This window comes from Fulvivirga lutea (assembly GCF_017068455.1).
GTDB classification, from domain to species: Bacteria; Bacteroidota; Bacteroidia; order Cytophagales; family Cyclobacteriaceae; genus Fulvivirga; species Fulvivirga lutea.
This window is the reverse complement of record NZ_CP070608.1, coordinates 3,073,898-3,096,857: the sequence shown is the minus strand read 5'-3', so window position 1 is coordinate 3,096,857 and position 22,960 is coordinate 3,073,898. Positions and strand designations below refer to the sequence as shown.

The following is a 22,960-nucleotide window of genomic DNA, read 5'->3' as shown; positions in this document are numbered from 1 at the left end:
AGCCTTTCCATTTTATACCATTGATTTTGAGGGTTCCATTCAGTGTAGTTCATTTGAACTTTAATTAATTAAACACTCGATGGAAGCACTTAGAATTTTAGCCATAACGCATGTTGCTGCAGGTATTATTTCATTAGTAACTGGGCTCATAGCCATGACAACCCAAAAAGGAGGGAAGTTGCACAGAAAGTCAGGTAAAGTGTATTTCTATGCCATGACTTATGTTTTTATCAGTGCTGTTTTTTTATCGTCAATTAAGTTTATTCCTTTTCTATTCATGATCAGCTTTCTCAGTTATTATGGATGTTTTGCAGGTGTGAGAATTCTAAAATTGAAGAAACTTCATAAGGGACAACAGCCTAAAGTATATGATTGGGGAGCAGGCATACTAACCATTCTTGCAGGTATTTCATTTGTAAGTTATGGCGGATATTACATAATTTTTGCTAACCCAAGCTATATCGCAGGGCTATCTATATTTTTTGGTGTTTTTACCATTCAATCGGGTTTTTCTGGTATTTGGAAGTTTATAAAGCGCCCCAAAGATGCAATGTATTGGTGGAATTTTCACATTAGTGCGATGATGGGCAGCTATATTGCCGCAACAACCGCATTTTTAGTTACCATTGGAAGAATCACAGATTTTAATCATTGGATTCTTTGGGTGGCACCCGCTTTAATTGGTGTACCATTTAGCGTTTATTGGCAAAAAACCTATACTAAGAAATTTGCTAAGGCATAAGTTGATTTCGGTCGATAGTGCCGTTTTCTTCAATTGCCCTGTTAATTTCATTCGTAATATTTTCCAACTCAGCTATGGATTCTTCCATATAATCTAAAATGGCAGGATCTTCAATGGTTTGCTCGGTTTGTAGTTTGAATAGGTGGTATAACCCGCTAATACGGGCTACAGGCGCACGAAGAATGTGAGAGTTGATATAGGCATACTCGGTAAGTTGTTTGTTTTTTTCTTTCAACTCTTCAGTACGCTTACTCACTATCGACTCAAGATTCTCATTAACTCGTGTAATTTCAAAGTTCTTTTCTGTGAGCAATTGATTTTGTTTAATTCTATCCTCAACAATAATTGTATAAGACAGAAAGTCACCCAAGGCCTTCAGAAGCAAGCTTTCTGCTGCGCCCCATTGCTTATAATCATGCTGATGCTCACAACATATTACACCTCCAAGTTTGCCTTTACTAAGAAACGGTGCATCCATTAACGAATAAATAGCCAGAGGTTTCAGGTAGGTGTCGGTAAATTCTGAGGTAGCTTTATTAGTGCGAGCATCATGGGCTATAATCAATTGCTGATACTTCAACTCCACGAAATAGGAAGGATAGTCAGCTGCATAAAGTACAGTTTCGGGGCTAGTAATCGTATTATTTTCAAGCAAATACTCACATTTTATAGAATCATTATCATGGTTGAATAACCAGATACTTATTCTAGACACATCAAGACAGGCTTTGGCAGACTGTAGTATTTCTTTCTTTGCTGAATCTACCTTTCCATTGTTCACATTATTAGAATTACTAAGCTTCACCAACTCCTTTAAATAGAGCTTAATTTTACTATTTTCTTTATTTTGCCGATAGTCACTCCTCAATATTTGAGACTTTAAAAACATCATGATTAAAGACAAAAACGTAGCTGTAATAATTGTGAATAGGTTAGCAGAAAAGTAGTAGTCATGGCTGATCATGCCAACCTGATAGTAGCCTACACTAAAATAGTCATGAATTGGGTCAAACAGCAGTAATGAAATATATGCGGGAACAAGCGAAACAATCAACCTCCTGGTTTCTTTTAAAGAGAATAGTACAAAAGGAATAATGAGGCCATTAATCAACACTATCCGAATGTCGAAGTAGTTGACCGGATTAATAATATTATCTTCAATTACATTGGCCTTAGAAGTAATGCTTATGTACATAACCACCACCGGTAGTAGCACAGATAGAATTAACCGACTCGCATTAATGTACCCTTGTTTATTAAGGAAATAAGGAAAAATTAGAAATGGGGAAACTGCCCAAATTTTATAATGTAAAGTGTCAGTTACATCACTAAAACTATAGGCTAAACCCACTAATACGCTTAGACTAAACAGGCTTATAGATATAGAATTTGTAAGCCCGGAAATACGTTGGCGTTCTTCTTTTAAATAAGGTATTGAGTTGATTTTACTCACCCAGTCTCTAGTTTAAATCCTATTGCTACAATATTAATCCAGTTTAATAAGGATTGTGCAATTTGATATACATAAATATAGTAATTATCTTAATGGGTAATTTTTTACCGTAGAGGCTTTATTTTTTAACCTATTGTGAATAGACTAGTATTTTTTCTCACACTATTTGCTACATCTCATCTTACCTTTGGGCAGGATGATCCGGTAGCGCTTGCAAATGTTTATTTAGAACAGGCAGATCAGATTTATAAGCAACAGAAGGAAGCTATAGAAATTGCCAAGGAGCTGTATGTTCAAGCTGCTGATTTAGACCCCACTAATATTAGAGCCAATTGGATGGCAGGTCAACTTTATTTGGAAACCATTAATAAAGACAATGCCCTGCCTTACTTAATGCGTGTTTTAGAACAGAAGCCAGGTTATCGTTTCGATATACTTTATCAGATTGGCAGAGCCTACCATTATGCCCTGGATTTTGATAATGCATTGGAGTATTATGAAAGATATAAGAAAAAAGTGTTAGGAGATCGAAGTTATCGAGGTAGAGACAGGGTGATGCCACAAGAAGTCTCCAGAAGAATTTTGGAGTGTAATAACGGTAAGGATATCATCAACAATCCATCGCAATACTCCATTGAGCCAATTGGTGATGAAATTAATTCTCAATGGCCTGATTATGCACCTGTATTAAACAAAAAAGGCGATTTAATGATTTTTACATCGCGCAGGCAAGAAGGTAATACTAGCCCCGATGTGGATAAAGATAATTTCTATTTTGAGGATGTTTTTTTCTCGAGAAAGGTAAATGGAAAGTGGACACCTGCAGAAAATATTGGCCCACCCATTAATACGCAATACCACGATGCAAATATTTATTTAAATGCAGAAGGAAACAGGCTGTATTTGTATAAAGATACAGGTGCCGGTGACATCTATTACTCGGATTTGGTAAATGGTAAATGGACTGAGCCGGAATTTCTTACTACTAAGATTAATTCCAGTGTATATAGTGAGAACTCCGTTTCAGAAACATCTACAGATGATATGATATTTTATACCAGCAGCAGGCCGGGAGGCGAGGGTGGTATTGATATTTATTATTGTATCAAAGATGATGGCGAATGGTATAAATCTAAGAGTCTTGGGCCGGTAATTAATACCTCCGGCAATGAAGACAGCCCGTTTTTAGCCTATGATGGTAAAACTTTGTATTTCAGTAGCACAGGCCATAAAGGTTATGGTGGTTACGATATCTTCAAATCGGTCTATGATAGCACTTACGGTGAATGGTCTACACCCGAAAATTTGGGTTACCCAGTTAACACCCCAGACGATGAGTTTAGTTTTCAAATCTCTCAAGACCAGCGGACAGGTTATTATGCTTCGGTGCGGGAAGGCGGTTTAGGGTTCACCGATATTTTTATGGTAAAATACCATGGTAATAGTTTGGACCAAACTGAGTTAATAGCTGCGGTTATGAATAGGAGTGAAGGAGGGAAAGAAGTTGTCACTCCAGACTCTAACCCTGTTGCCAATAATGACCCGGAAACACCTGTGTATGACGAGCACGAAATAAAGTTGATGGATCATACACATCCTATATTCTTTAATAATGATCAGAGTGCTATTAAAGAGCAGCATCAGGCGGAATTGGACAGCATTGTTCAATTAATTCATAAGTACAATTTCTTAAATATTGATATTTCGGGCTACGCTTCTGCAGATGGGAACCCACGTTACAACTTAGAACTTTCGAACAAGCGAGCGTTAATAGTGCTTAACTATTTGGTAGATCAGGGTGTGGATGAAAATAGAATTGTGGCCAAGGGATACGGATCTGTTAAGGATCAAACTGGTGACCCTGAAGAACACAGAAGGGCAGATGTTCGAATAGTTTCGAGAGTGAGGAAAAAAGGAGGCTCTTAGTTAACGGTTATTTTTGGTTTCCTTCTATTCCTTATTGCTTTAAATAAATAACCATTTACCGGAGCAAATAAAAATACTAGTAAAAAAATCACCCCAGCCACACTAGCCATCGCACCGGCAATTGATCCATCTGTATTGTAGGCTAAATAATACCCTCCAATAGAAGTGAGTACTCCAATGATGCATGTATAAATGAGCATGTGCTTGAACTTATCTGTGAGCAAATAGGCAGTTGCTGGTGGTGCTATGAGCAAAGCAATCACTAAAATAGCGCCTACAGACTCAAAAGAGGCAACAGTAGTAATAGATACAGCACCCATCAATAAATAATGCCACAAAGCCGTTGATATTCCTATTGCACTGGCATAGGCAGGGTCAAAGGTGGTTAGAAACAATTCTTTGTATCCTAGTTTAATAAACAATAAAATAAGAATAAGCACTGACCCGGAAATATAAATGACTCTAGGTCCCATTACTGTTCCTGCATCAGTGATCCATAAATCCAACGGCACATAGGCAATCTCACCATAGAGTACACAATCCTGATCTAAATCTACTTTTCCGGCAAACACCGAGATTAGAATGACACCAATGGCAAATAGCCATGTAAAAGTAACGCCAATCGAGGCATCGGTTTGTAGCTTCCCTTTTTTATGAAAGTATTCGATCAAAAAAGTGGTTAACAACCCTACCAGTCCGGCTCCAATAAGCATGGTGACAGAATCTCTTGAACCTGTAAACAGAAATGCCAACACAATACCTGGTAAAACGGCATGAGAAATAGCATCACCTACCATAGCCATCTTTCTTAAAATAAGGTAACACCCCAACAATCCACATGAAATGGAGACTAATGAACCGGCTAATATGATTTGGAGTGCTTGCATCTAGTTGCTTGTTACTGGTTTCTAGTTACTGATTGTCAGAATTACTTAGAGCTGATATGAATCGATTTAATTTTTTCCCCAATAAATTGGTTTGATCTACAAGCTGTTTGTAGATATCCTCATTGTTTAATGATTTAGTTTCAAATAATGACTCTAAATGATCTAAAGTTTCATCGTTAGAAGAAATAGCATAAGTTAGAAATCTAATGTACTCATTCTTATATCTTCTTCTGCCATACCCTTCAACAATATTAGATCGTACTGATTTACTTGATCTTCTTATCTGACTTCCTGTTTCGTATAATTCGAATTTGGGTAGTTGCAAACTCATCTCATGTATGAGCGTGGAATTATGACGTGCCAGTTGATATATTTCTAAATTTTTGTAACTCATTATAAAATTAAATATTGTCAATTCTTTTTTTCTACAAATTGGTCACTAGAAGCTAGCTACCAGCAACCAGTCACCTGTAAGGAATCTCCGATTCATGAGGGTCGAACTGAGGGTAATCTAGAAGCTTCTCCAGTCGGGCCTCCAACTCAGGTGTAAGAATATGCTCAATGGTATCTGCATCTTCGTGTACGTGATCAGGTGCGATTCTCAAGTATTTGGTTAAATACAACTCCCATAAACGATGTAGTTTAACAATGCGCTGTCCCTTTTCTTTGCCTTCATTTGTAAAGAACCATTCATTATCATCCAACTTTAAATAACCTTCTCTTTTTAGTCGTTTGAGGCCTTTTAGTAAGTTCGGTTTTTCAAACGCCCTTTTTGATAGTATGTTATCGATAGTTCTTTTATCAAAGAAATTCTTTTCCTGTTCTCCTAATTGATAGAGTACTTTAAGAATATTCTCATCACCAATTTGTTTCTTTATTTTTCCCTGACGAACTACGCGATTGATAATTCCTCTTCCCGGTGCAAAGAAAAAAGACACCATGGCAATGGTGGAGATCACTATAACAATCCACGGACCTGTGGGCATAGATGGTGCTATATATGAAATATAGGCTCCCGAAATACCACTAAAAGCACCAAAAATGGCTGCTAGCAATATCATCGTTTTAATATTCTCAGTCCAGAAACGTGCTGCTGCCGCTGGCGTAATGAGCATGGCGGCCATTAAAACTACGCCTACAGCCTGAATACCTACTACTACAGCCAGAACTGTAAGGGTTGTTAATATTAGCTCTAAAGCCTTTGTAGGTAGTCCTAGTGAATGTGCGAAATCAGAATCGAATGCTAGTAGTGTTAGTTCTTTGAAAAGAAGTAAAACCACTGCCACCAGAATTATAGCCACTATACTAAAAGTGTACACGTCAGAGCCTACCAGAGAAGCTGCTTTTCCGAATAGGAAGCTGTCTAATCCACTTTGTGAGGCATTGCCAGACTTTTGTATGATGGTTAAAAGGAAAATGCCAATTCCAAAAAACACGGAGAGAATCAATCCTATGGCCGTATCTTCTTTAATCTTTGACTTATTAGTAATGAAATCAATAGATACTAACGCCAACCACCCGGTGGCAAATGCTCCCAGAATAAGAACTACAGGATTTTTTTCTCCGTAGAGTATAAATGACAAGCAAACTCCCGGAAGTACAGCATGCGCCACTGCATCACCCACAAGGGCTTTTTTCTTTAAGAAAGTGAAAGAACCTACAATGGCTGAACTTGCTGTGATTAGAATGGAACCCAATACAACATACCTCACATTTGGATCAGAAAAAGAAAAAAAATCGATAAAATCCTTCATCTCACTTATTGCTTTTCTCTACTAGGGAATCGGCTCTTCTGGAGTAGGTTACTCACCTCACTCAGCATAGTGAGTTTTCCGCCATAGGTTTCTTCTAGAAGCTCCTTGGTATATACTTCCTCAATAGGGCCGGAAGCAACCAGCCTCAGATTAAGAAGAATTACCCAATCAAAATACTGGCTCACTGACTGCAAATCGTGATGCACCACTACGATGGTTTTGCCTTGAGCTGTCATCTCTCGAAGAATATTGATGATCGTTTTTTCAGTGGCAGCATCCACCCCTGCGAAAGGTTCATCCATAAAGTATAAATCAGCTTGTTGGGCAAGAGCTCTGGCTAAGAATACACGTTGTTGCTGTCCGCCTGAAAGCTGACTTATTTGCCTATTTTTAAAAGGAAGCATATCAACCTTCTTGAGACATTCTTCTGCTACTTCCTTATCAGATTGTCTAATGCGCTTGAACAGGCCAAGCTTGCCATATCGCCCCATTAAAACAACATCCATGGCTGAGGCAGGGAAGTCCCAATCGACAGATTCTCGCTGAGGAACGTAACTAATTCGATCTCGCACGTCATCTAATGGCTGATCGAATAGCTTCACAAACCCGCTGCTTGCTTCTATCAAGTTCATCATTGATTTTATTAATGTGGATTTGCCGGCTCCGTTAGGTCCAACAATACCTATCAGCTGACCTTGCGGCAGCGTTAGGTCAATATCCCATAAAACGGGTTTCTTATCGTAAGAAACAGTTAAATCATGTATTTCAACACTAGGGTCTTTTGCCTGAATGATCATTATTTTAATGCATTTACTATTGTTGAAACATTTGCTTTTACCATGCCTATGTAAGTGCCTTCGGGAGTACCTGCCGGACCCATAGCGTCAGAATAGAGATTTCCACCTATCTGAACATCAAAGCCACTTTCTTTACAGCCCTGTACTACGGCATTAATGGCTTTTTCAGATACTGAAGTCTCTACAAAAACAGCTTTTATTTTTCTTTCGATTATGAAATCTACCAGGTCAGATACATCTCTCAAGCCGTATTCTGAAATAGTTGAGATACCTTGCAGCCCCTTTACTTCGATATCATAAGCTTTCCCAAAGTACCCAAAAGCATCGTGTGCCGTAATCAAAACACGCTGCATAGGAGGGATACTGGCCATTTCTTCGGTAACCATTTTGTGTAGCGAGTCTAGTTTATTGATGTAAGCTGCTTCGTTGGTTTTATAGAGGTTTTCATTTTGTGGTTGCTGCTCTATCATTGATTTAGTAATGTGTTTAACGGCCGTTGACCATAATGAAACATCAAACCAAATGTGTGGGTCATAATTATTATTGAACTGCGGCACTCTGAAAAGGAGGGTAGTATCAATCTCGGCTGCCACTGCAATTACAGGCCTTTGCCGACTAAGTTTTTCCAATACTTCACCCATTTTGCCTTCCAGGTGCAACCCGTTATAAAAAATGATATCTGCCCGAGTGAGCCTTTGTAAATCACCTTGCGTTGCCTTATACAAATGAGGATCAACACCTGGGCCCATTAGAGCTTCTACATCCGCTGTTTCACCAACTATGTTCTTTACTGCATCGGCAATCATTCCTGTAGTAGTCACAATTTGCAGTTTGCCTTCTTCCTTATCTGTTGGCTTACATGCCGCCATTAGTACGATGAAAAGTATAATTAATCTGTAACCCATATATTGTCAGCTACCTCTTTAGAAATGAACACTATTTTTTTATTATCTATTTGAATTTCGCTGGAACCATCAAACTCCACTTTGTCAAGAACCTTCACTTTAGCTCCGAGATAAATGCCTATCTTATCTAGGTATTGAAGGAAAGAATTATTGGAATCTTTTACCGAAACAATGATGCCGACATCTCCCATATTTAGTTCGGCTAAACCTACTTGTGGCTTGGCCTTAAACTCTCCATTTTCATCTGGTATCGGATCTCCGTGTGGGTCGTATTTTGGGTAGGCTAGAAACTCATCTAAACGCTTAATTAAAAGCGAAGAATTAATGTGTTCTAACTGCTCGGCAACTTCATGAACTTCATCCCAATTGAACTTCAATTTCTCGACTAAAAATGTCTCCCAAAGCCGGTGCTTTCTTATGACTTGCAGGGCAGCTTTTTTACCCTTATCTGAAACGGTTACACCATGATATTTCTGATAGGAGAGAACCCCTTTTTTTGATAGCTTTTTTATCATGTCGGTAACGGAAGCAGCCTTCGTATTCAGGCTGTCAGCGATGGCATTAGTAGAAACCGATTCGCCAGTTTCTTGCGAGATATGATAAATGGCTTTGAGATAATTTTCTTCAGCGTAACTCAGCATAATCTTTAAATATTTACAAAAGTATGATATTTAGGCATATCTAAAAATAATTTTCATTATTAATTAAATTTAACTAAATAATATGCCAGAATAGTATTAGGGCAGTTTTTGTAAATTGAAAAAGTTTGCGTTACTCTTAAAAGCTTCTGCTATTTGACTTAGCAGTACAATTTTTAGTGAAATTAAGCTCTAAATGTTCAAATTCTACTAGAAAACAATATTGCAGTATTTGTTAATATATAATATCATAACTAATTGATAAATAGATGATTAAGTACTTATTATTTCAATTAATTTTGAAGCTTCATGATCCCATAATACCTCGGATTTAGGCAATTTTTGATAAAATTGGGTGTGGTACATTTGCTTAAGTAGGTCTGGCGCATCATAGTTAGAAAAGTCTATATGAATGGCAGCGTTGTACTCATCAGTAATACTTTTGATTACAGGTTTATGGTCTGTTAGTATTGGAAGATTAGCGTGCAAATACTCATAAAGTTTGGTAGGAATGCAGCGGTCATAAGCGACATTCGGTGGGTAGTAAATGACTCCAAAATCACTACTTAAAATGGCATTCAAAATCTCTTTATGCGGTACTAATTTATCGCCTCCAACGAGAGTGATAAATGACTGTTTATTTATCAGATTTTGGATCGAATAAAGTGTAGATTTTTGTGATGCCTTACCTATAATTTTTAGTCGGATTTTGTTATCAATTTGATGCAGATTTTTAGCGAGATTAATGACATCAAATACACCAGTTGATTCAGCAATTGTTCCTGAAAATAGTAAAGTGATTTCGCCTTCGTTGACCATCTTTTTAGTTTGTTCACGTATGCGAAATTTTGTGCTTTTGTTCTCAATAACGGTGTACTTGTTTTTAAGAAATGGTAGCTCTTGAGCGTAGCATTTTTCTGCTAGTATAAAATGATCGATACTTCCTGCGGACACCTTTTCTTTTGATCGTACATAACTGGCAATAACGTTTTTGATTAAAGGTGGGAATGCATTGGTGTGCCTAATATTGAGATAATAATTTTCTCGCAAATCGTAAATTATGCGACACGGTTTAAATGCTTTATAAACCAATGATGCCCATATGAGCTCATGTGTTGTAATGATTATGATCTTAGGTTGTATTTTGAATAGTTGTATAAGGTAACGAAGTGGTGCAACTATTCTGCCCAGGCTTATTCTGTTGAAATCAAATATTGGATGAAACTTAATATTCTTATTATCAGGTCTTTTTTTTGATGAAAACCCTATGATATTAACTTCATATTTGTCAGTTTGGCTGATTGAAACACCAAACTTCTCGTACATACGCGTATCGTCTACTGGTTTTAGAATGGAAGCTATAACGAGTTTTGGCAGCTGCATAAGTAATAATAGTAAATATAGGGTTAAATGGAATTAAAAGAGTTAATTGAAAATGCCTGGGATGATCGTTCCTTATTAAAAGATAAAGAAGTACAGATTGCGATTAAATCAACTGTAGAAGATCTGGATAAGGGCGTTATTCGTGTAGCTGAGCCTGATACTTTAGGGTGGAAAGTTAATGAATGGGTTAAAAAAGCAGTGATACTTTACTTCCCTCTACGTGAAATGGAAACCATTGAGGTTGGTCCGTTTGAATTTCATGATAAAATAAAATTGAAAAGCAATTATGCCAAACTTGGTGTTAGGGTTGTTCCGCATGCCATTGCCAGATATGGCTCATTCGTCAATAAAGGTGTAATTCTTATGCCATCGTACGTAAATATTGGTGCCTATGTAGATGAAGGCACGATGGTAGATACCTGGGCTACCGTTGGTAGTTGTGCTCAAATAGGCAAGAATGTTCATTTAAGTGGAGGTGTTGGTATTGGTGGCGTTTTAGAGCCTGTTCAGGCTTCACCGGTTATTATTGAGGATAATGCTTTTATAGGATCGAGATGTATCATTGTGGAAGGAGTTCGAATTGGTAAAGAGGCCGTATTAGGAGCCAATGTTACACTCACTGCTTCCTCTAAAATTATTGATGTAACTGGCGATACTCCAAAAGAAACAAGAGGGTATGTGCCTGAACGATCTGTGGTTATTCCTGGTTCTTATACAAAGAAATTTAATGCTGGCGAATATCAGGTTCCTTGTGCGCTCATTATTGGCAAAAGAAAAGAAAGCACGGATAAGAAAACCTCTTTAAATAACGCATTAAGAGAAAATGATGTAGCCGTTTAAACTTTGGCACTTACTTTGTAAATGATACCAGTATTAACCAACAGGTTATCAATTATGAAACGATTTATCTACTTCTCAGCTTTATTCTTACTATGTGGTTCATTTATCACAAAAGATGAACCCAGCTATATTCCTATCGATTATGATAATTTTCAGCGCGGGGAAAGATTGGAGTTCAAAGTAAACTTTGGAATCTTCTCGATAGGTGAAGCGGAGATGGTCATTGACCCAAAGTCTTATAAAGTAAATCACAGACCTTGTTATAAAATTGATGTATATGGTCGTACTAGTGGTATGGTGGATTGGGTGGCTAACGTAGACGACCACTGGGGTGCTTATGTAGATTCTGCTGCTTTAATACCACATATTTCATATCGAAAGATTAGAGAAGGCAATTATAAGAAAGATGAAGTTGTTCGCTTTGATCATCGCGTTAATTTGATTGAGGCAAAGGTTGCTGATAAGAAAACAGGCAAGTTTAAAGAACCCAAGGTTTATGTGGCGCCTGATGGAGTGCGAGACATGATGGCAGGGGCGATGTATCTTAGAACTGTTGATTTTTCCAAAATGAAAGTTGGAGACAAGTTCATGATCAACGGGTTCTTTGAAGATAGCTTTTACGATCTGGAGTTAATTTATAGAGGGAGAGATAAAGTAAAAACTAAAGCTGGAAAGTTTAATGCGATCAAATTAGCTCCTGTGATACCTGAAAATGAGTTATTCGATGGTGAGGACTCAATAGTTGCCTGGGTTACTGATGATAAGAATAAATTACCTTTAAAAATTCAGGCTAAGATGTTTATTGGAAACGTGAGTGTAGAACTTTCAGATTATACCCAAACCAAACATCCGGTAACGAGCAAAATAAAATAACTTAATAATAAAGAAACAGGCCACATTTCAGTGGCCTTATTTTTTGGGTTACCTTAGTTGAATGTTAAAGTCTACAATTTTAATAGCTTGTTCATTAGTTTATAGTGCTTCGAATGTAATTGCTGAAGAATTAATTGAATTTCCTTCTGAGGACGGAGTCAAGATTTCAGCTGATTTATATATGGCTCATCCAGACACCGCTCCATTAATCATTTTATTCCATCAGGCGAATTGGAGCAGAGGTGAATATGTCGAAATAGCTCCAGAATTAAATGCATTGGGCTATAATTGTCTGGCTGTTGATTTAAGATCTGGTGGCGCGGTGAACAATGTAACTAACCTTACAAAAATCAATGCATCCAAGGCTATGAAATCTACACAGTATGTAGATGCTTTGCCTGACATGCGTGCAGCCATTAAATATGCAAAGCAAAATTTAACATCCGATAAAGTCATTATTTGGGGAAGTTCCTATTCTTCCGCTCTGGCGTTAAAATTGGCAGGTTCAATGGCAGATGTAAATGCAGTTTTAGCATTTTCACCAGCCGAGTATTTCGTAAATCAGGGTAAGCCAAGGGACTTTGTTACTTCAGATGCTACGAATATAGAAGTGCCTGTTTTCATTACATCAGCCCGGTCTGAAAAAGGTAGTTGGTGGGGTATTTATGTATCGATTAACGAAGATCGTAAATCGTATTATTTACCTGATACGGCCGGTAATCACGGATCAAAGGCGTTATGGTCAAAGTTTTCTGATTCTAAAGACTATTGGAAGGCGGTTAAATCATTTCTGGCGTCCATTTAAATTAATTATTCTTTACCTTTGCACCTCAAAGCTGTATCCGAGTGGTACGGCTTAATTTTTATAGTATTTATCGACATGAAGAGATTATTAGTGGTAGCACTACTGATTAGTGCAATGAGTTGTAAGAATGAAAATTCCAATGAAGGTGATGTTCACTTTAATCAAGGGAACTACGAAAAGGCGATTGAATCTTATACGATTTACTTAAATACAGAGCCTAGGGATATAAAGACGATCTATAACAGAGGTAGAGCATATGAAGAACTTGGAAAATATGCTTTAGCCCTGCAAGATTTCAGACGAGTGATCAAAGAGGATCCCTTAAATGTAAATGCACACTTAAGTATAGCGTCAGATTATTATTATCGATTAAATGATTATGAAAACACCATTTTCTATGCGGAAAAGGTGTTAAAACTTGATGAAACTAACTCTACTGCCTTTACATTAAAAGGGAAGGCGCATCAAAAACTTGGAAACTTGCAAGAGGCTCTTTCCGCGTATAATTCAGCCATTAGTGTAGACAAGGATTATGCCGAGGCATACTTATCAAGGGGTTCTCTTAGGATTTATGGTAAGCAGAATTCCAAAGCTTGTGCCGATTTCAGGATGGCAAAGACATTGGGTGTAGATAAAGCAGATGAGCTAATAAAACGCTATTGTAGGTAGTCAATTGCCTGTAAGTAAAAAGGGTTCTGTATTAAGTAATGCAGAACCCTTTTTTTATAATCAATTAGCAATTATTTCTTAAATTGATCTGCTACTATCAGGTCTTTAGTGCCATGTCCCCAGGAATAAAATCCACTACCAGACTTAACCCCTTTGTGACCAGCCTCGACCATATTTACTAATAATGGGCAAGGTGCATATTTTGGATTTCCAAAGCCCTCGTAAAGAACATTTAGTATTGATAGGCATACATCTAAACCAATAAAATCTGCTAGTTGTAGCGGTCCCATTGGGTGCGCCATCCCCAACTTCATTACTGTATCTATCTCTTCAACGCCAGCCACACTTTCATAAAGCGAATAAATAGCTTCATTAATCATAGGCATTAAAATTCGGTTAGCTACAAATCCCGGGTAATCATTTACTTCTACAGGAACTTTGCCTAGGTCTTTAGACATTGACATGATTTTTTCTGTCACCTCATTGCTCGTATTATAACCTCTGATTACCTCTACCAATTTCATCACAGGTACAGGGTTCATAAAGTGCATACCAATAACTTTATCAGCTCTTTTGGTTACAGCTGCAATTTTGGTTATTGAAATCGATGAGGTATTTGTAGCAAGTATAGTATTAGCATCGCATGCTTCATCAAGATCTTTGAATATCTTTAGTTTCAGGTCAACGTTTTCAGTAGCAGCTTCAACAACCAGATCGCACCCTTTAACACCCTTTTTCATATCCGTGAAGGATGTAATGTTATCCAAAGTGCTTTTCTTATCGGCTTCTGTTATTTTCTCTTTGGCAATTTGGCGGTCAAGGTTTTTAGAAATGGTGGCAATAGCTTTTTCTAAAGCCGGTGCTGATATGTCGATTAACGAAACTTTATAACCGGTTTGGGCGAAGACATGTGCTATACCATTTCCCATTGTTCCCGAACCAATTACTGCTATATTTTTCATAGATATAAGATTTTGATTTACGCTTTGAGGGTGGCAAATATATAAAAAAATGCAGCGTATAGATATCAATTGTTGGTAAATTGCCACCATGACAATAGGCGAATTTTACGAGCTGGAAATACTGCGTGAGGTAGATTTTGGAATGTATTTAAAATCAGATTTAGGCGATGTTTTGTTGCCTATTAAATATGTGCCTGACGGTTATAAAGTAGGTGATTTTATACGTGTTTTTCTACACAGAGACTCTGAAGACAGGTTACTGGCAACTACATTGGAGCCATTTGGCAAGCTAAATGACTTCGTAGCATTACAGGTAAAAGATAAAGCTCCACATGGTGCGTTTATGGATTGGGGCCTTGAGAAGGATTTATTTGTACCAATTAAGGAGCAGCCCAGAAGGTATGAAATAGGAGATATTCAGGTTGTTAGAATTTGTCTCGATCATAAAACGGACCGGCTTTTAGGTGTCGGCAAGCTCAACGTGTTTTTAGATAAAGACACCAGTCAACTGAATGAAGGTGACCCAGTGGATATTCTTGTTTTTGATGAATCTGATTTGGGTTATCAAAGCGTAGTGAATCAGCGCTACTCTGGTTTACTCTATAAGAATGAACTTTTTCAACCAGTAAGAGTGGGCGATGAGTTGAAAGGATATATTTCCAAAGTGAGGGAAGATGGTAAACTTGATCTTAGATTGAATAAAGTGGGAGTGGAGGCTATAGATGAAAATACAAAGCGATTGATTGAAGCTCTGGAAAAGAATGGTGGTGAATTACCGCTTCATGATAAATCTTCGCCTGAAGAGATACAGCGAGAATTAAAAATGAGCAAAAAGGCCTTTAAAAAAGCCCTTGGCGGACTTTACAAAAGCAAGAAGGTTGAATTGCTTGAATCAGGAATTAAACTGATTCATTAGTCTCTTCGTAAGTGTGGCGGAACTTTGAAACTAGTTTTACTATTTACTTCTAACCTTAATATGTCAGTTGGTTTCTGACAGAAAACGGCTCTGTTGTGATAGATGGCTATCGGAGCTTTTAGTAATTCCGGGGTATGCGCCAGGGCGTCTAACAAACCAGTCATCGTGTAATGATTGTCAGCTATTTTCTCTTGGAAAGCTTTGCTGCCTTTATCCATTATTTCCTCTGGATGAAGCTTAAGCATATTCACAATTTCTTTCCAAAGAGTGGTTGTTAACTTTACGTTTCTTAAGTCCACCTCATTCACGTTGTTAGACACAGATTTGGCATACGCACGTGTTTGCTTACCTGTGGTGGAGTTCGGGTCGTTATAAACTAGTAACAGCTCGTTTGGATGAAATTGGATACTACTCATTCTTTTCGGTTTGATTTGAATCAATAAGTTAGAAAAAAAAACCGAAATAAGAAACTGATTATTCCTGGTAAATGATGATTTCTTTAGCCAGCCCGGTAGCATTAAATCGTATGCTTAGGTATTGTCGAGGGGATTCATCCTCCTTATTCGGGCAGTTGGTTGGTGTAATGTTATAGATAAAAAACTTTTGATTTCTTTTATATAACTCATTTTGGTCAGGCTTGCCCAATACAGCAATTATTTCATCCTGATTCAAGCCCTTGATTAAATCTTTATCTGTCTGAATAGACTGTAACTGCTCAAATCTGTTGCCATTGCAGCCGTTTGAATCACTTTGCCATGATGCTTCATCCACATTTGGGAGGTCTAGGCTTTTGTTGCAAGAAAATAGAGTTATTAGAATTAGGAGGGTTATATATTTCATTTAGCTAGTTCTGCAGATTTAGTACGAGCAGGCAAAACTACTATTGAAAGAATCAAATATGCAACACTAATAAAATAAAGCCAGTTAATTGAAAACATAAATGCAATAAAGACTCCAATGGCAAGGAAAATAATCAGCCTCGAAATTTCGATAGGATAACCCCAAGATTTGTTATCCAATAAAGCACCAGCACTAACTACCGTTACCATAATTGATAATACTGCACCAATTTGATAGACTAAATCTAATTTTGAGTAATTAAAAAGGAACAGTGCAGTAATACCTAGAGCAATAACATATTGGAACAATACATAAGCATTCAGTCGTATTGGTGTTTGAGTGTTGTATTTTGCATAGGTTGTTTTATCAACTTCTGGTGGCGCCTGATAGCCGCCCAATTCTTCGGGTAGCCATCCCGGTTTATTGAATAAGAATTTTAGCTTGTTATTCGCACCTTTAATCTGAGGCCATTGTTTAACCATCTGGGCATAGTGATCTAGGTTGACCCATACCGGATTCCAACTATTAATGGGCTTGGTTATTCCATAAGTAGGCTTTTCTTCTTCTTTTTGGAAGGTACCAAACATCTTATCCCAAATAATAAATACACCAGCGTGGTTTTTATCAATGTATTTCGGGTCTCTACCATGGTGTACCCGATGATGGGAGGGAGTATTAAATAGTAATTCAAACCAGCCCATTTTGTTGATTGTTTCTGTATGAATCCAGAATTGGTACACTGTTACAAGTGCAGATACAAACACAAAATCAACCGGCTTGAAACCAATAATGGCCAATGGGAAATAGAAGAAAAATGTCCATATAATTTGGAAAGAACCCTGCCTGAGCGCTACTGAGAAATTGTAATCTTCACTTTGATGATGCACCACATGACCTCCCCAAAACAGATTGATTTCATGACTCATTCTATGCGCCCAATAGTAGAAAAAGTCTGCGCCTATAAATAACACGATAAACCAATACCAAGTAGATGGTATTTCAAATATGTGCAAATAATTGTAAACTAAAACATAAGCCCCAACACCAAGAACTTTTAAAAAGATGCCAGATAACTGTTGAGTAATTCCACAAGATATGTTTGTAACGGCATCATTTAACCTATATAGCTTCTTTTTTGTTACCCATTGGATAATTAATTCTATTCCGATTAATAGAAAGTAAATGGGGATAGAAAGTATAATTGGGTTAATATTCATTTGATATTAGCTGCATGCAGAATAATGTAAATTTAATGAATTTCATTAAACATCTCTTAATTCTATTTTGACTAAACGGTGATAGTTCTAATTTCGCAATCTGATAATAATCAACTATGAACAGACTTATTAAAGCCCTTTGGTTTACAACTTTGGTATCTGCTTCCGCATTCTTACTATTCGTATATGCCGGTTTCAGAGAAGATCAATTAATATTTGTAAACAATGAACTGGAAGGATTAGACCGTGAAACATTCTTTTTTCTGGCCTTAACCATAATTACAGTCTCTAATTTCACTTTCTACATACTTTCGTGGCGGTTACGAAAGCAAGACAATAGAATGGCTGAATTTATTAAGGGGTGGTTAATGGGACTGGCCTCAGCGTTGAATTTTTTCTTAATTGTGGTGCTCTCATTCCTTCAAATTTTCAATGGCGGTGAGAACTTCAATTATCAGAGCATTGGTTATTTAATTTTTGTTTCTTTGGGGGCAGTGATCATTTGCGCTATGACTCTGCCTATTTTTCTGGTGAAAGAAAAAATATCGTCTTAAACCTTTATTTTACTCATGTGCTTTTAACTATCTAACTTTCTGCAAGTTAAGTAGTTCTGAATCTTTTGTGATTCATAAGACCTTGAAAATCAATATAGTTAAGCCGCTTGAAATAGTGTTATTTTTGGTGTTTATTCGCTCGTTGAGCAGGTATTTTAGATAATTTTTTTATGGCAGTTGAGCAAGTAGCATATACCGAGGATAGTATTAAGTCTCTTGATTGGAAAGAGCACATTCGTTTAAGACCCGGAATGTACATTGGTAAGTTGGGCGATGGTTCTGCGCAAGATGATGGTATCTACGTCTTGGTAAAAGAAGTGATAGATAATTGTATCGATGAGCACATGATGGGTTACGGTAAAACCATTGATGTGAAAATTACTGATCATCGGGTTGAAGTTAGGGATTATGGTCGTGGTATTCCGTTAGGTAAAGTGGTGGACTGTGTTTCAAAGATTAACACAGGTGGTAAATACGATTCAGGTGCATTTCAGAAGTCAGTAGGTCTTAATGGTGTTGGTACAAAAGCAGTAAACGCATTATCTAACTATTTCAAAGTTCAATCATTCAGAGATGGAGAGACAAAAGTAGCCGAGTTTGAACGAGGCAATGTAAAGAATGATGCCAAAATAGTTAAATCCAGCGGTAGAAATGGTACACTAATCTGTTTCGAACCAGACGACACTGTGTTTAAAAACTTTAATTTCATTCCTGATTATCTGAACGACCTCATTTGGAACTATGTATTCCTCAATTCAGGACTAACTATCAACTTCAATGGCCAGAAATTCCATTCAGAAAATGGTTTAAGAGACTTATTGGAGCGCAAAACAGATGTTGAGACACTTCGTTATCCCATCGTTCATTTAAAAGGCGAGGATATTGAAGTAGCTCTTTCTCATTGTAACCAATATGGTGAGGAATATTATTCATTTGTTAATGGACAATATACTACGCAAGGAGGAACGCACCTAGCAGCTTTTAGAGAGGCCCTTGTGAGAACCATTAGAGATTTTTATAAGAAGGATTTTGACGCCACTGATGTAAGAGCTTCTATAGTTGGTGCGATAGCAGTGAGAGTACAAGAACCAGTGTTCGAGTCTCAAACTAAAACGAAGCTTGGTTCTCAAAATGTAGGTCCGGATGGTCCAACCATGCGAACATTTATAAACGACTTTTTAAAAACCGAATTGGACAACTTCCTGCATAGAAATAATGAGGTGGCTGATGCGTTGCTAAAGCGTATTCTGCAGTCGGAACGTGAGCGTAAGGAAATAGCTGGTATTAAGAAGTTGGCGAATGAACGAGCTAAAAAGGCCAATCTACATAACAAGAAGCTAAGGGATTGCCGCCTCCACTATGATGACAAAAAAGGGGATAGGGTTGATGAAACTATGATCTTCATCACCGAGGGTGACTCTGCCAGTGGTTCTATCACCAAGTCGCGTGATGTGCAGACACAGGCGGTATTTAGTTTGAGAGGAAAGCCTTTGAACTGTTTTAACCTCACTAAAAAGGTCGTGTATGAAAATGAGGAATTTAACTTACTACAGCATGCATTAAATATTGAAGATGGCATTGAAGGGTTGAGATATAGAAAAATAGTTATCGCCACAGATGCTGATGTGGATGGCATGCACATTCGCCTATTATTGTTAACATTTTTCCTCCAGTTTTTCCCTGAATTAGTAAAACAAGGCCACGTTTATATTTTAGATACGCCTCTGTTTAGGGTAAGAAATAAGAAGGAAACAATTTATTGTTATTCTGATGAAGAACGCAAGGCAGCAATTGCTAAACTTGGCAATAAGCCAGAAATAACAAGGTTTAAGGGGTTAGGGGAAATCTCTCCGGAAGAGTTTGGGAATTTTATTGGTGAAGACATCCGTCTTGATCCTATCATTTTAAATAAAGAAACTTCAATAAAACAATTGCTCGAATTTTATATGGGTAAAAACACACCCGATAGGCAAGAGTTTATCGTTGGTAATTTGAAGATTGAAAAAGACATTGTTGAAGCAGAAGTAGTATAAATCATAATTAATGGCTGAAGATAAAGAGCCTCAAGGCGAGGCACATGAGAATTATGACAAAGAGGATGTAATCCATGATGTTACACCGGTTTCCGGTATGTACCAAAACTGGTTTCTGGAGTATGCATCGTATGTAATTTTAGAAAGAGCAGTACCTGCCATAGAAGATGGGTTTAAGCCTGTTCAGCGTAGAATCATGCATGCGTTGAAGGAAATGGATGATGGTAGGTACAACAAAGTAGCCAATGTTATTGGCCAAACTATGCAGTATCATCCACATGGAGATGCGTCAATAGCCGATGCTATGGTTAATATTGGCCAGAAAGATTTATTGATAGACACCCAAGGTAACTGGGGTGACATTAGAACTGGCGACAGCGCTGCCGCACCTAGATATATTGAAGCCAGACCTTCGAAGTTTGCCCTTGATATTCTCTATAACCCACAAACTACAGAGTGGCAACTGTCCTATGATGGTAGAAAGAGGGAGCCAGTAACACTTCCGGTTAAATTCCCATTATTATTGGCACAAGGTGTAGAAGGAATAGCGGTTGGATTGTCTACTAAAATACTACCTCACAATTTTTGTGAACTTATTAAAGCTTCTATTGATGTCTTAAAAGGCAAAAAGGTTAAAATCTACCCTGATTTTGCCACTGGTGGCATGGCTGATTTTTCTGAGTACAACCAAGGCCTAAGAGGAGGTAAAATAAAGGTTAGAGCCAAAATAGAAGAGCAGGATAAAAAATCCCTCATAATTAAAGATATACCATTTGGTACCACTACAACTGGATTAATTGAATCCATCATTAAGGCTAATGATAAGGGTAAAATCAAGATTAAAAAGGTAGTTGATAACACTGCCAAAGATGTGGAGATAATTGTTGATCTCGCGCCTGGCCAATCACCAGACATTACTATCGATGCATTGTATGCATTTACCGATTGTGAGGTTTCAATTTCACCAAACGCATGTGTCATTATTGATGAGAAGCCACTGTTTATTCCTGTTAATGAAATACTAAAATTAAATACGGATAAAACAGTTAGCCTTCTCACTCAGGAGCTTGAAATAAGGAAAGCCGAGCTGATGGAGAAGATTTTGTTTTCTTCATTAGAACGAATTTTTATAGAAAACAGAATCTACAGAGATATTGAAGAGTGCGAAACCTGGGAAGCTGTTATTGAAACCATTGATAAAGGTTTAGATCCTTATAAAAAGCAATTCTATAGAGAGATAATTGAAGAAGACATTGTCAAATTAACTGAAATTAAGATCAAAAGAATTTCAAAATTTGACTCTTTCAAAGCGGATGAGTTGTTGAAAAGGCTGGAGGAAGAACTGAAAGAAACTGAGTATAATCTGGCTCATATCACAGACTATGCAATTGATTACTATTCTAATCTTTTAGATAAATATGGAAAAGGAAGAGAGCGTAAGACTGAAATAAAATCATTTGATTCGATTGATACAACCATAGTAGCCGCTAATAATCAAAAGCTCTATGTTAATCGACAAGATGGTATGGTTGGTTATGGCCTTAAGAAGGACGAATTTGTATGCGAGTGCTCAGACCTTGATGACATCATTGCTATTAGAAGAGATGGAAAGCTAATGGTTTCCAGAATTTCAGATAAAACCTTCATGGGCAAAGACATTATGCACGTTGGGGTTTGGAATAAGGGAGACGATCGTATGACTTATAATATGGTTTACCTTGATGGTAAAACGGGTAGATCCATGGTTAAAAGGTTTCAAGTAACAGCCATAACCAGAGATAAAGAATACGATTTAACTAAAGGAGCCAAAGGGTCTAAAACACTATACTTAACTGCCAACCCTAATGGTGAGGCTGAAACAGTAACAGTAAAATTAACTTCGGGAGCCAAAGCGAGAATAAAGGTGTTTGATTTCGATTTTTCTACCATTGATATCAAAGGAAGGGGTGCTGGCGGAAATATTCTAACCAAGTACCCTGTACGAAAAATTGAATTGAAATCTGAAGGAGTATCCACTTTAAGTGGTTTGGATATCTGGTATGACGAAAATGTGGGCAGGTTAAATAAGGATGAGCGAGGTAAACACATCGGTAATTTTAATGGCGATGATAACATACTAGTGATATACAATGATGGTTCTTATGAGCTAACATCTTACGAACTCACTAACAGGTATGAGCCAAATAAAGTGGTTCACATTACTAAATTTAATCCTGATCGACCAATATCAGCAGTGCATTATGAAGGCGAGAGTAAGAATTACCTTGTTAAGCGATTTTTAGTAGAAACTACTACTACAGGTAAGAAATTTTTGTTTATCAGTGAATCATCAGGTTCAAAATTAGTTCTTGCCACTACAGCCGCTAATCCGAAAATCGAAGTAGAATACGTTAAGGGAAAATCAAAAGATAAGCTGAAGGAAGAATTAAACTTGAATGATCTTATTGATATAAAAGGGTGGAAGGCTTTAGGTAATAGACTTCATCAGCACGATGTAAAAAAGGTAAAACTATTAGAATCATCTGAACCTGAAAAAGAGCAGGAAAAACCCAAAGAAGCAGCAGCAAAAGAAGAACCGAAAACTGAAGCTAAGGATGAGGTAGTAGAGTCTGACAAAGAGGTTAAAACCGAAGCAAAAAAAGAATCAAAAGGTTCTGCTGGCTACAACGCTGGTGAAACGATTGAGCTAGATTTCTAATTTATTAATTATTCTATGAAAAAATTGCTTTAAGGTGGGTTTATCTAATTGCTATTAATTTACTTTGC

Annotated in this window: 22 protein-coding genes; 10 read left to right on the top strand and 12 right to left on the bottom strand. The window is 37.3% G+C overall.

Annotation, left to right across the window (positions count from 1 at the left end; translation table 11 throughout):
- Positions 1-79 precede the first annotated feature (79 nt).
- On the top strand, positions 80-742 hold the full coding sequence (locus JR347_RS13875) for a DUF2306 domain-containing protein (RefSeq protein ID WP_205721189.1): 663 nt from the start codon (positions 80-82) through the stop codon (positions 740-742).
- Here JR347_RS13875 and JR347_RS13870 read toward each other — a convergent pair.
- On the bottom strand, positions 732-2,195 hold the full coding sequence (locus JR347_RS13870) for a GAF domain-containing protein (protein ID WP_205721188.1): 1,464 nt from the start codon (positions 2,193-2,195) through the stop codon (positions 732-734). The genes JR347_RS13875 and JR347_RS13870 overlap by 11 nt on opposite strands.
- 135 nt (positions 2,196-2,330) lie before the next feature.
- Here JR347_RS13870 and JR347_RS13865 point away from each other — a divergent pair, with 135 nt between their 5' ends.
- Positions 2,331-4,121 carry an OmpA family protein gene (locus tag JR347_RS13865; protein WP_205721187.1) on the top strand — a complete coding sequence of 597 codons (1,791 nt, stop codon included), beginning with the start codon at positions 2,331-2,333 and terminating at the stop codon, positions 4,119-4,121.
- On the opposite strand, the gene JR347_RS13860 is transcribed toward JR347_RS13865, so the two are convergent.
- From JR347_RS13860 to JR347_RS13830, 7 genes are all read right to left on the bottom strand, one after another.
- Complete coding sequence (locus JR347_RS13860) at positions 4,118-5,008, bottom strand: metal ABC transporter permease (protein ID WP_205721186.1); 891 nt, start codon at positions 5,006-5,008, stop codon at positions 4,118-4,120. The two genes, JR347_RS13865 and JR347_RS13860, sit on opposite strands and share 4 nt — an antisense overlap.
- Before the next feature lie 25 nt (positions 5,009-5,033).
- Complete coding sequence (locus tag JR347_RS13855; RefSeq protein WP_235689681.1) at positions 5,034-5,402, bottom strand: four helix bundle protein; 369 nt, start codon at positions 5,400-5,402, stop codon at positions 5,034-5,036.
- Positions 5,403-5,472: 70 nt separating this feature from the next.
- Positions 5,473-6,762: a metal ABC transporter permease gene (locus JR347_RS13850; RefSeq protein ID WP_205721185.1), complete on the bottom strand. Its 1,290-nt coding sequence runs from the start codon at positions 6,760-6,762 to the stop codon at positions 5,473-5,475.
- 5 nt (positions 6,763-6,767) lie between these two features.
- Positions 6,768-7,559: a metal ABC transporter ATP-binding protein gene (locus JR347_RS13845; protein ID WP_205721184.1), complete on the bottom strand. Its 792-nt coding sequence runs from the start codon at positions 7,557-7,559 to the stop codon at positions 6,768-6,770.
- Positions 7,559-8,464: a metal ABC transporter solute-binding protein, Zn/Mn family gene (locus JR347_RS13840; protein WP_205721183.1), complete on the bottom strand. Its 906-nt coding sequence runs from the start codon at positions 8,462-8,464 to the stop codon at positions 7,559-7,561. Before JR347_RS13840 ends, JR347_RS13845 begins: the two co-directional genes overlap by 1 nt.
- Positions 8,449-9,105, bottom strand: a complete 657-nt coding sequence (locus JR347_RS13835) for a metal-dependent transcriptional regulator (RefSeq protein ID WP_205721182.1) — start codon at positions 9,103-9,105, stop codon at positions 8,449-8,451. The genes JR347_RS13840 and JR347_RS13835 overlap by 16 nt, the downstream gene beginning before the upstream one ends.
- A 270-nt stretch (positions 9,106-9,375) precedes the next feature.
- Complete coding sequence (locus JR347_RS13830; protein WP_205721181.1) at positions 9,376-10,485, bottom strand: glycosyltransferase family protein; 1,110 nt, start codon at positions 10,483-10,485, stop codon at positions 9,376-9,378.
- A 27-nt stretch (positions 10,486-10,512) separates the two neighbouring features.
- On the opposite strand from JR347_RS13830, the gene JR347_RS13825 reads away from it, so the two are divergent.
- The 4 genes from JR347_RS13825 (at position 10,513) to JR347_RS13810 (ending at position 13,672) form a co-directional block, all read left to right on the top strand.
- Positions 10,513-11,325, top strand: a complete 813-nt coding sequence (locus tag JR347_RS13825) for a 2,3,4,5-tetrahydropyridine-2,6-dicarboxylate N-succinyltransferase (RefSeq protein ID WP_205721180.1) — start codon at positions 10,513-10,515, stop codon at positions 11,323-11,325.
- A 54-nt stretch (positions 11,326-11,379) separates the two neighbouring features.
- A complete protein-coding gene (locus JR347_RS13820; protein ID WP_205721179.1) occupies positions 11,380-12,198 on the top strand; it encodes a DUF3108 domain-containing protein in 819 nt (272 codons plus the stop codon).
- Positions 12,199-12,259: 61 nt separating this feature from the next.
- Positions 12,260-13,003, top strand: a complete 744-nt coding sequence (locus JR347_RS13815; RefSeq protein WP_205721178.1) for an alpha/beta hydrolase — start codon at positions 12,260-12,262, stop codon at positions 13,001-13,003.
- Between the two features lie 75 nt (positions 13,004-13,078).
- Entirely contained in the window at positions 13,079-13,672 is a 594-nt protein-coding gene (locus JR347_RS13810; RefSeq protein ID WP_205721177.1) for a tetratricopeptide repeat protein, read from the top strand.
- A 71-nt stretch (positions 13,673-13,743) separates the two neighbouring features.
- Here the strand turns inward: JR347_RS13810 and JR347_RS13805 are convergent, their stop codons facing one another.
- A complete protein-coding gene (locus JR347_RS13805; protein ID WP_205721176.1) occupies positions 13,744-14,634 on the bottom strand; it encodes a 3-hydroxybutyryl-CoA dehydrogenase in 891 nt (296 codons plus the stop codon).
- Between the two features lie 88 nt (positions 14,635-14,722).
- Here JR347_RS13805 and JR347_RS13800 point away from each other — a divergent pair, with 88 nt between their 5' ends.
- Entirely contained in the window at positions 14,723-15,550 is an 828-nt protein-coding gene (locus tag JR347_RS13800) for a CvfB family protein (RefSeq protein WP_205721175.1), read from the top strand.
- On the opposite strand, the gene JR347_RS13795 is transcribed toward JR347_RS13800, so the two are convergent.
- Genes JR347_RS13795 through JR347_RS13785 form a run of 3 tightly spaced genes read right to left on the bottom strand, consistent with a single transcriptional unit; the run spans position 15,547 to position 17,607 of the window.
- On the bottom strand, positions 15,547-15,966 hold the full coding sequence (locus JR347_RS13795; protein ID WP_205721174.1) for an arsenate reductase family protein: 420 nt from the start codon (positions 15,964-15,966) through the stop codon (positions 15,547-15,549). The two genes, JR347_RS13800 and JR347_RS13795, sit on opposite strands and share 4 nt — an antisense overlap.
- Positions 15,967-16,024: 58 nt before the next feature.
- Positions 16,025-16,390, bottom strand: a complete 366-nt coding sequence (locus tag JR347_RS13790) for a hypothetical protein (protein WP_205721173.1) — start codon at positions 16,388-16,390, stop codon at positions 16,025-16,027.
- On the bottom strand, positions 16,387-17,607 hold the full coding sequence (locus JR347_RS13785) for a sterol desaturase family protein (RefSeq protein WP_205721172.1): 1,221 nt from the start codon (positions 17,605-17,607) through the stop codon (positions 16,387-16,389). Before JR347_RS13785 ends, JR347_RS13790 begins: the two co-directional genes overlap by 4 nt.
- Before the next feature lie 116 nt (positions 17,608-17,723).
- Between JR347_RS13785 and JR347_RS13780 the strand changes: the two genes are divergently transcribed.
- The 3 genes from JR347_RS13780 (at position 17,724) to JR347_RS13770 (ending at position 22,892) form a co-directional block, all read left to right on the top strand.
- The gene (locus JR347_RS13780) at positions 17,724-18,161 is read left to right on the top strand and encodes a hypothetical protein (RefSeq protein WP_205721171.1); all 438 of its coding nucleotides are present in this window, start codon (positions 17,724-17,726) and stop codon (positions 18,159-18,161) included.
- A 170-nt stretch (positions 18,162-18,331) separates the two neighbouring features.
- Positions 18,332-20,194, top strand: coding sequence for a DNA topoisomerase IV subunit B (locus tag JR347_RS13775; RefSeq protein WP_205721170.1), 1,863 nt, complete (start codon positions 18,332-18,334; stop codon positions 20,192-20,194).
- A 10-nt stretch (positions 20,195-20,204) separates the two neighbouring features.
- Positions 20,205-22,892, top strand: coding sequence for a DNA gyrase/topoisomerase IV subunit A (locus JR347_RS13770; RefSeq protein WP_205721169.1), 2,688 nt, complete (start codon positions 20,205-20,207; stop codon positions 22,890-22,892).
- Positions 22,893-22,960 lie beyond the last annotated feature (68 nt).

Coding starts and splice junctions, on each gene's coding strand:
- JR347_RS13845 (WP_205721184.1), bottom strand. CDS start 7,559: ATGATCATTCAGGCAAAAGACCCTAGTGTTGAAATACATGATTTAACT.
- JR347_RS13785 (WP_205721172.1), bottom strand. CDS start 17,607: ATGAATATTAACCCAATTATACTTTCTATCCCCATTTACTTTCTATTA.
- JR347_RS13795 (WP_205721174.1), bottom strand. CDS start 15,966: ATGAGTAGTATCCAATTTCATCCAAACGAGCTGTTACTAGTTTATAAC.
- JR347_RS13875 (WP_205721189.1), top strand. CDS start 80: ATGGAAGCACTTAGAATTTTAGCCATAACGCATGTTGCTGCAGGTATT.
- JR347_RS13805 (WP_205721176.1), bottom strand. CDS start 14,634: ATGAAAAATATAGCAGTAATTGGTTCGGGAACAATGGGAAATGGTATA.
- JR347_RS13820 (WP_205721179.1), top strand. CDS start 11,380: ATGAAACGATTTATCTACTTCTCAGCTTTATTCTTACTATGTGGTTCA.
- JR347_RS13825 (WP_205721180.1), top strand. CDS start 10,513: ATGGAATTAAAAGAGTTAATTGAAAATGCCTGGGATGATCGTTCCTTA.
- JR347_RS13830 (WP_205721181.1), bottom strand. CDS start 10,485: ATGCAGCTGCCAAAACTCGTTATAGCTTCCATTCTAAAACCAGTAGAC.
- JR347_RS13860 (WP_205721186.1), bottom strand. CDS start 5,008: ATGCAAGCACTCCAAATCATATTAGCCGGTTCATTAGTCTCCATTTCA.
- JR347_RS13775 (WP_205721170.1), top strand. CDS start 18,332: ATGGCAGTTGAGCAAGTAGCATATACCGAGGATAGTATTAAGTCTCTT.
- JR347_RS13810 (WP_205721177.1), top strand. CDS start 13,079: ATGAAGAGATTATTAGTGGTAGCACTACTGATTAGTGCAATGAGTTGT.
- JR347_RS13850 (WP_205721185.1), bottom strand. CDS start 6,762: ATGAAGGATTTTATCGATTTTTTTTCTTTTTCTGATCCAAATGTGAGG.
- JR347_RS13840 (WP_205721183.1), bottom strand. CDS start 8,464: ATGGGTTACAGATTAATTATACTTTTCATCGTACTAATGGCGGCATGT.
- JR347_RS13770 (WP_205721169.1), top strand. CDS start 20,205: ATGGCTGAAGATAAAGAGCCTCAAGGCGAGGCACATGAGAATTATGAC.
- JR347_RS13780 (WP_205721171.1), top strand. CDS start 17,724: ATGAACAGACTTATTAAAGCCCTTTGGTTTACAACTTTGGTATCTGCT.
- JR347_RS13835 (WP_205721182.1), bottom strand. CDS start 9,105: ATGCTGAGTTACGCTGAAGAAAATTATCTCAAAGCCATTTATCATATC.
- JR347_RS13790 (WP_205721173.1), bottom strand. CDS start 16,390: ATGAAATATATAACCCTCCTAATTCTAATAACTCTATTTTCTTGCAAC.
- JR347_RS13815 (WP_205721178.1), top strand. CDS start 12,260: ATGTTAAAGTCTACAATTTTAATAGCTTGTTCATTAGTTTATAGTGCT.
- JR347_RS13800 (WP_205721175.1), top strand. CDS start 14,723: ATGACAATAGGCGAATTTTACGAGCTGGAAATACTGCGTGAGGTAGAT.
- JR347_RS13855 (WP_235689681.1), bottom strand. CDS start 5,402: ATGAGTTACAAAAATTTAGAAATATATCAACTGGCACGTCATAATTCC.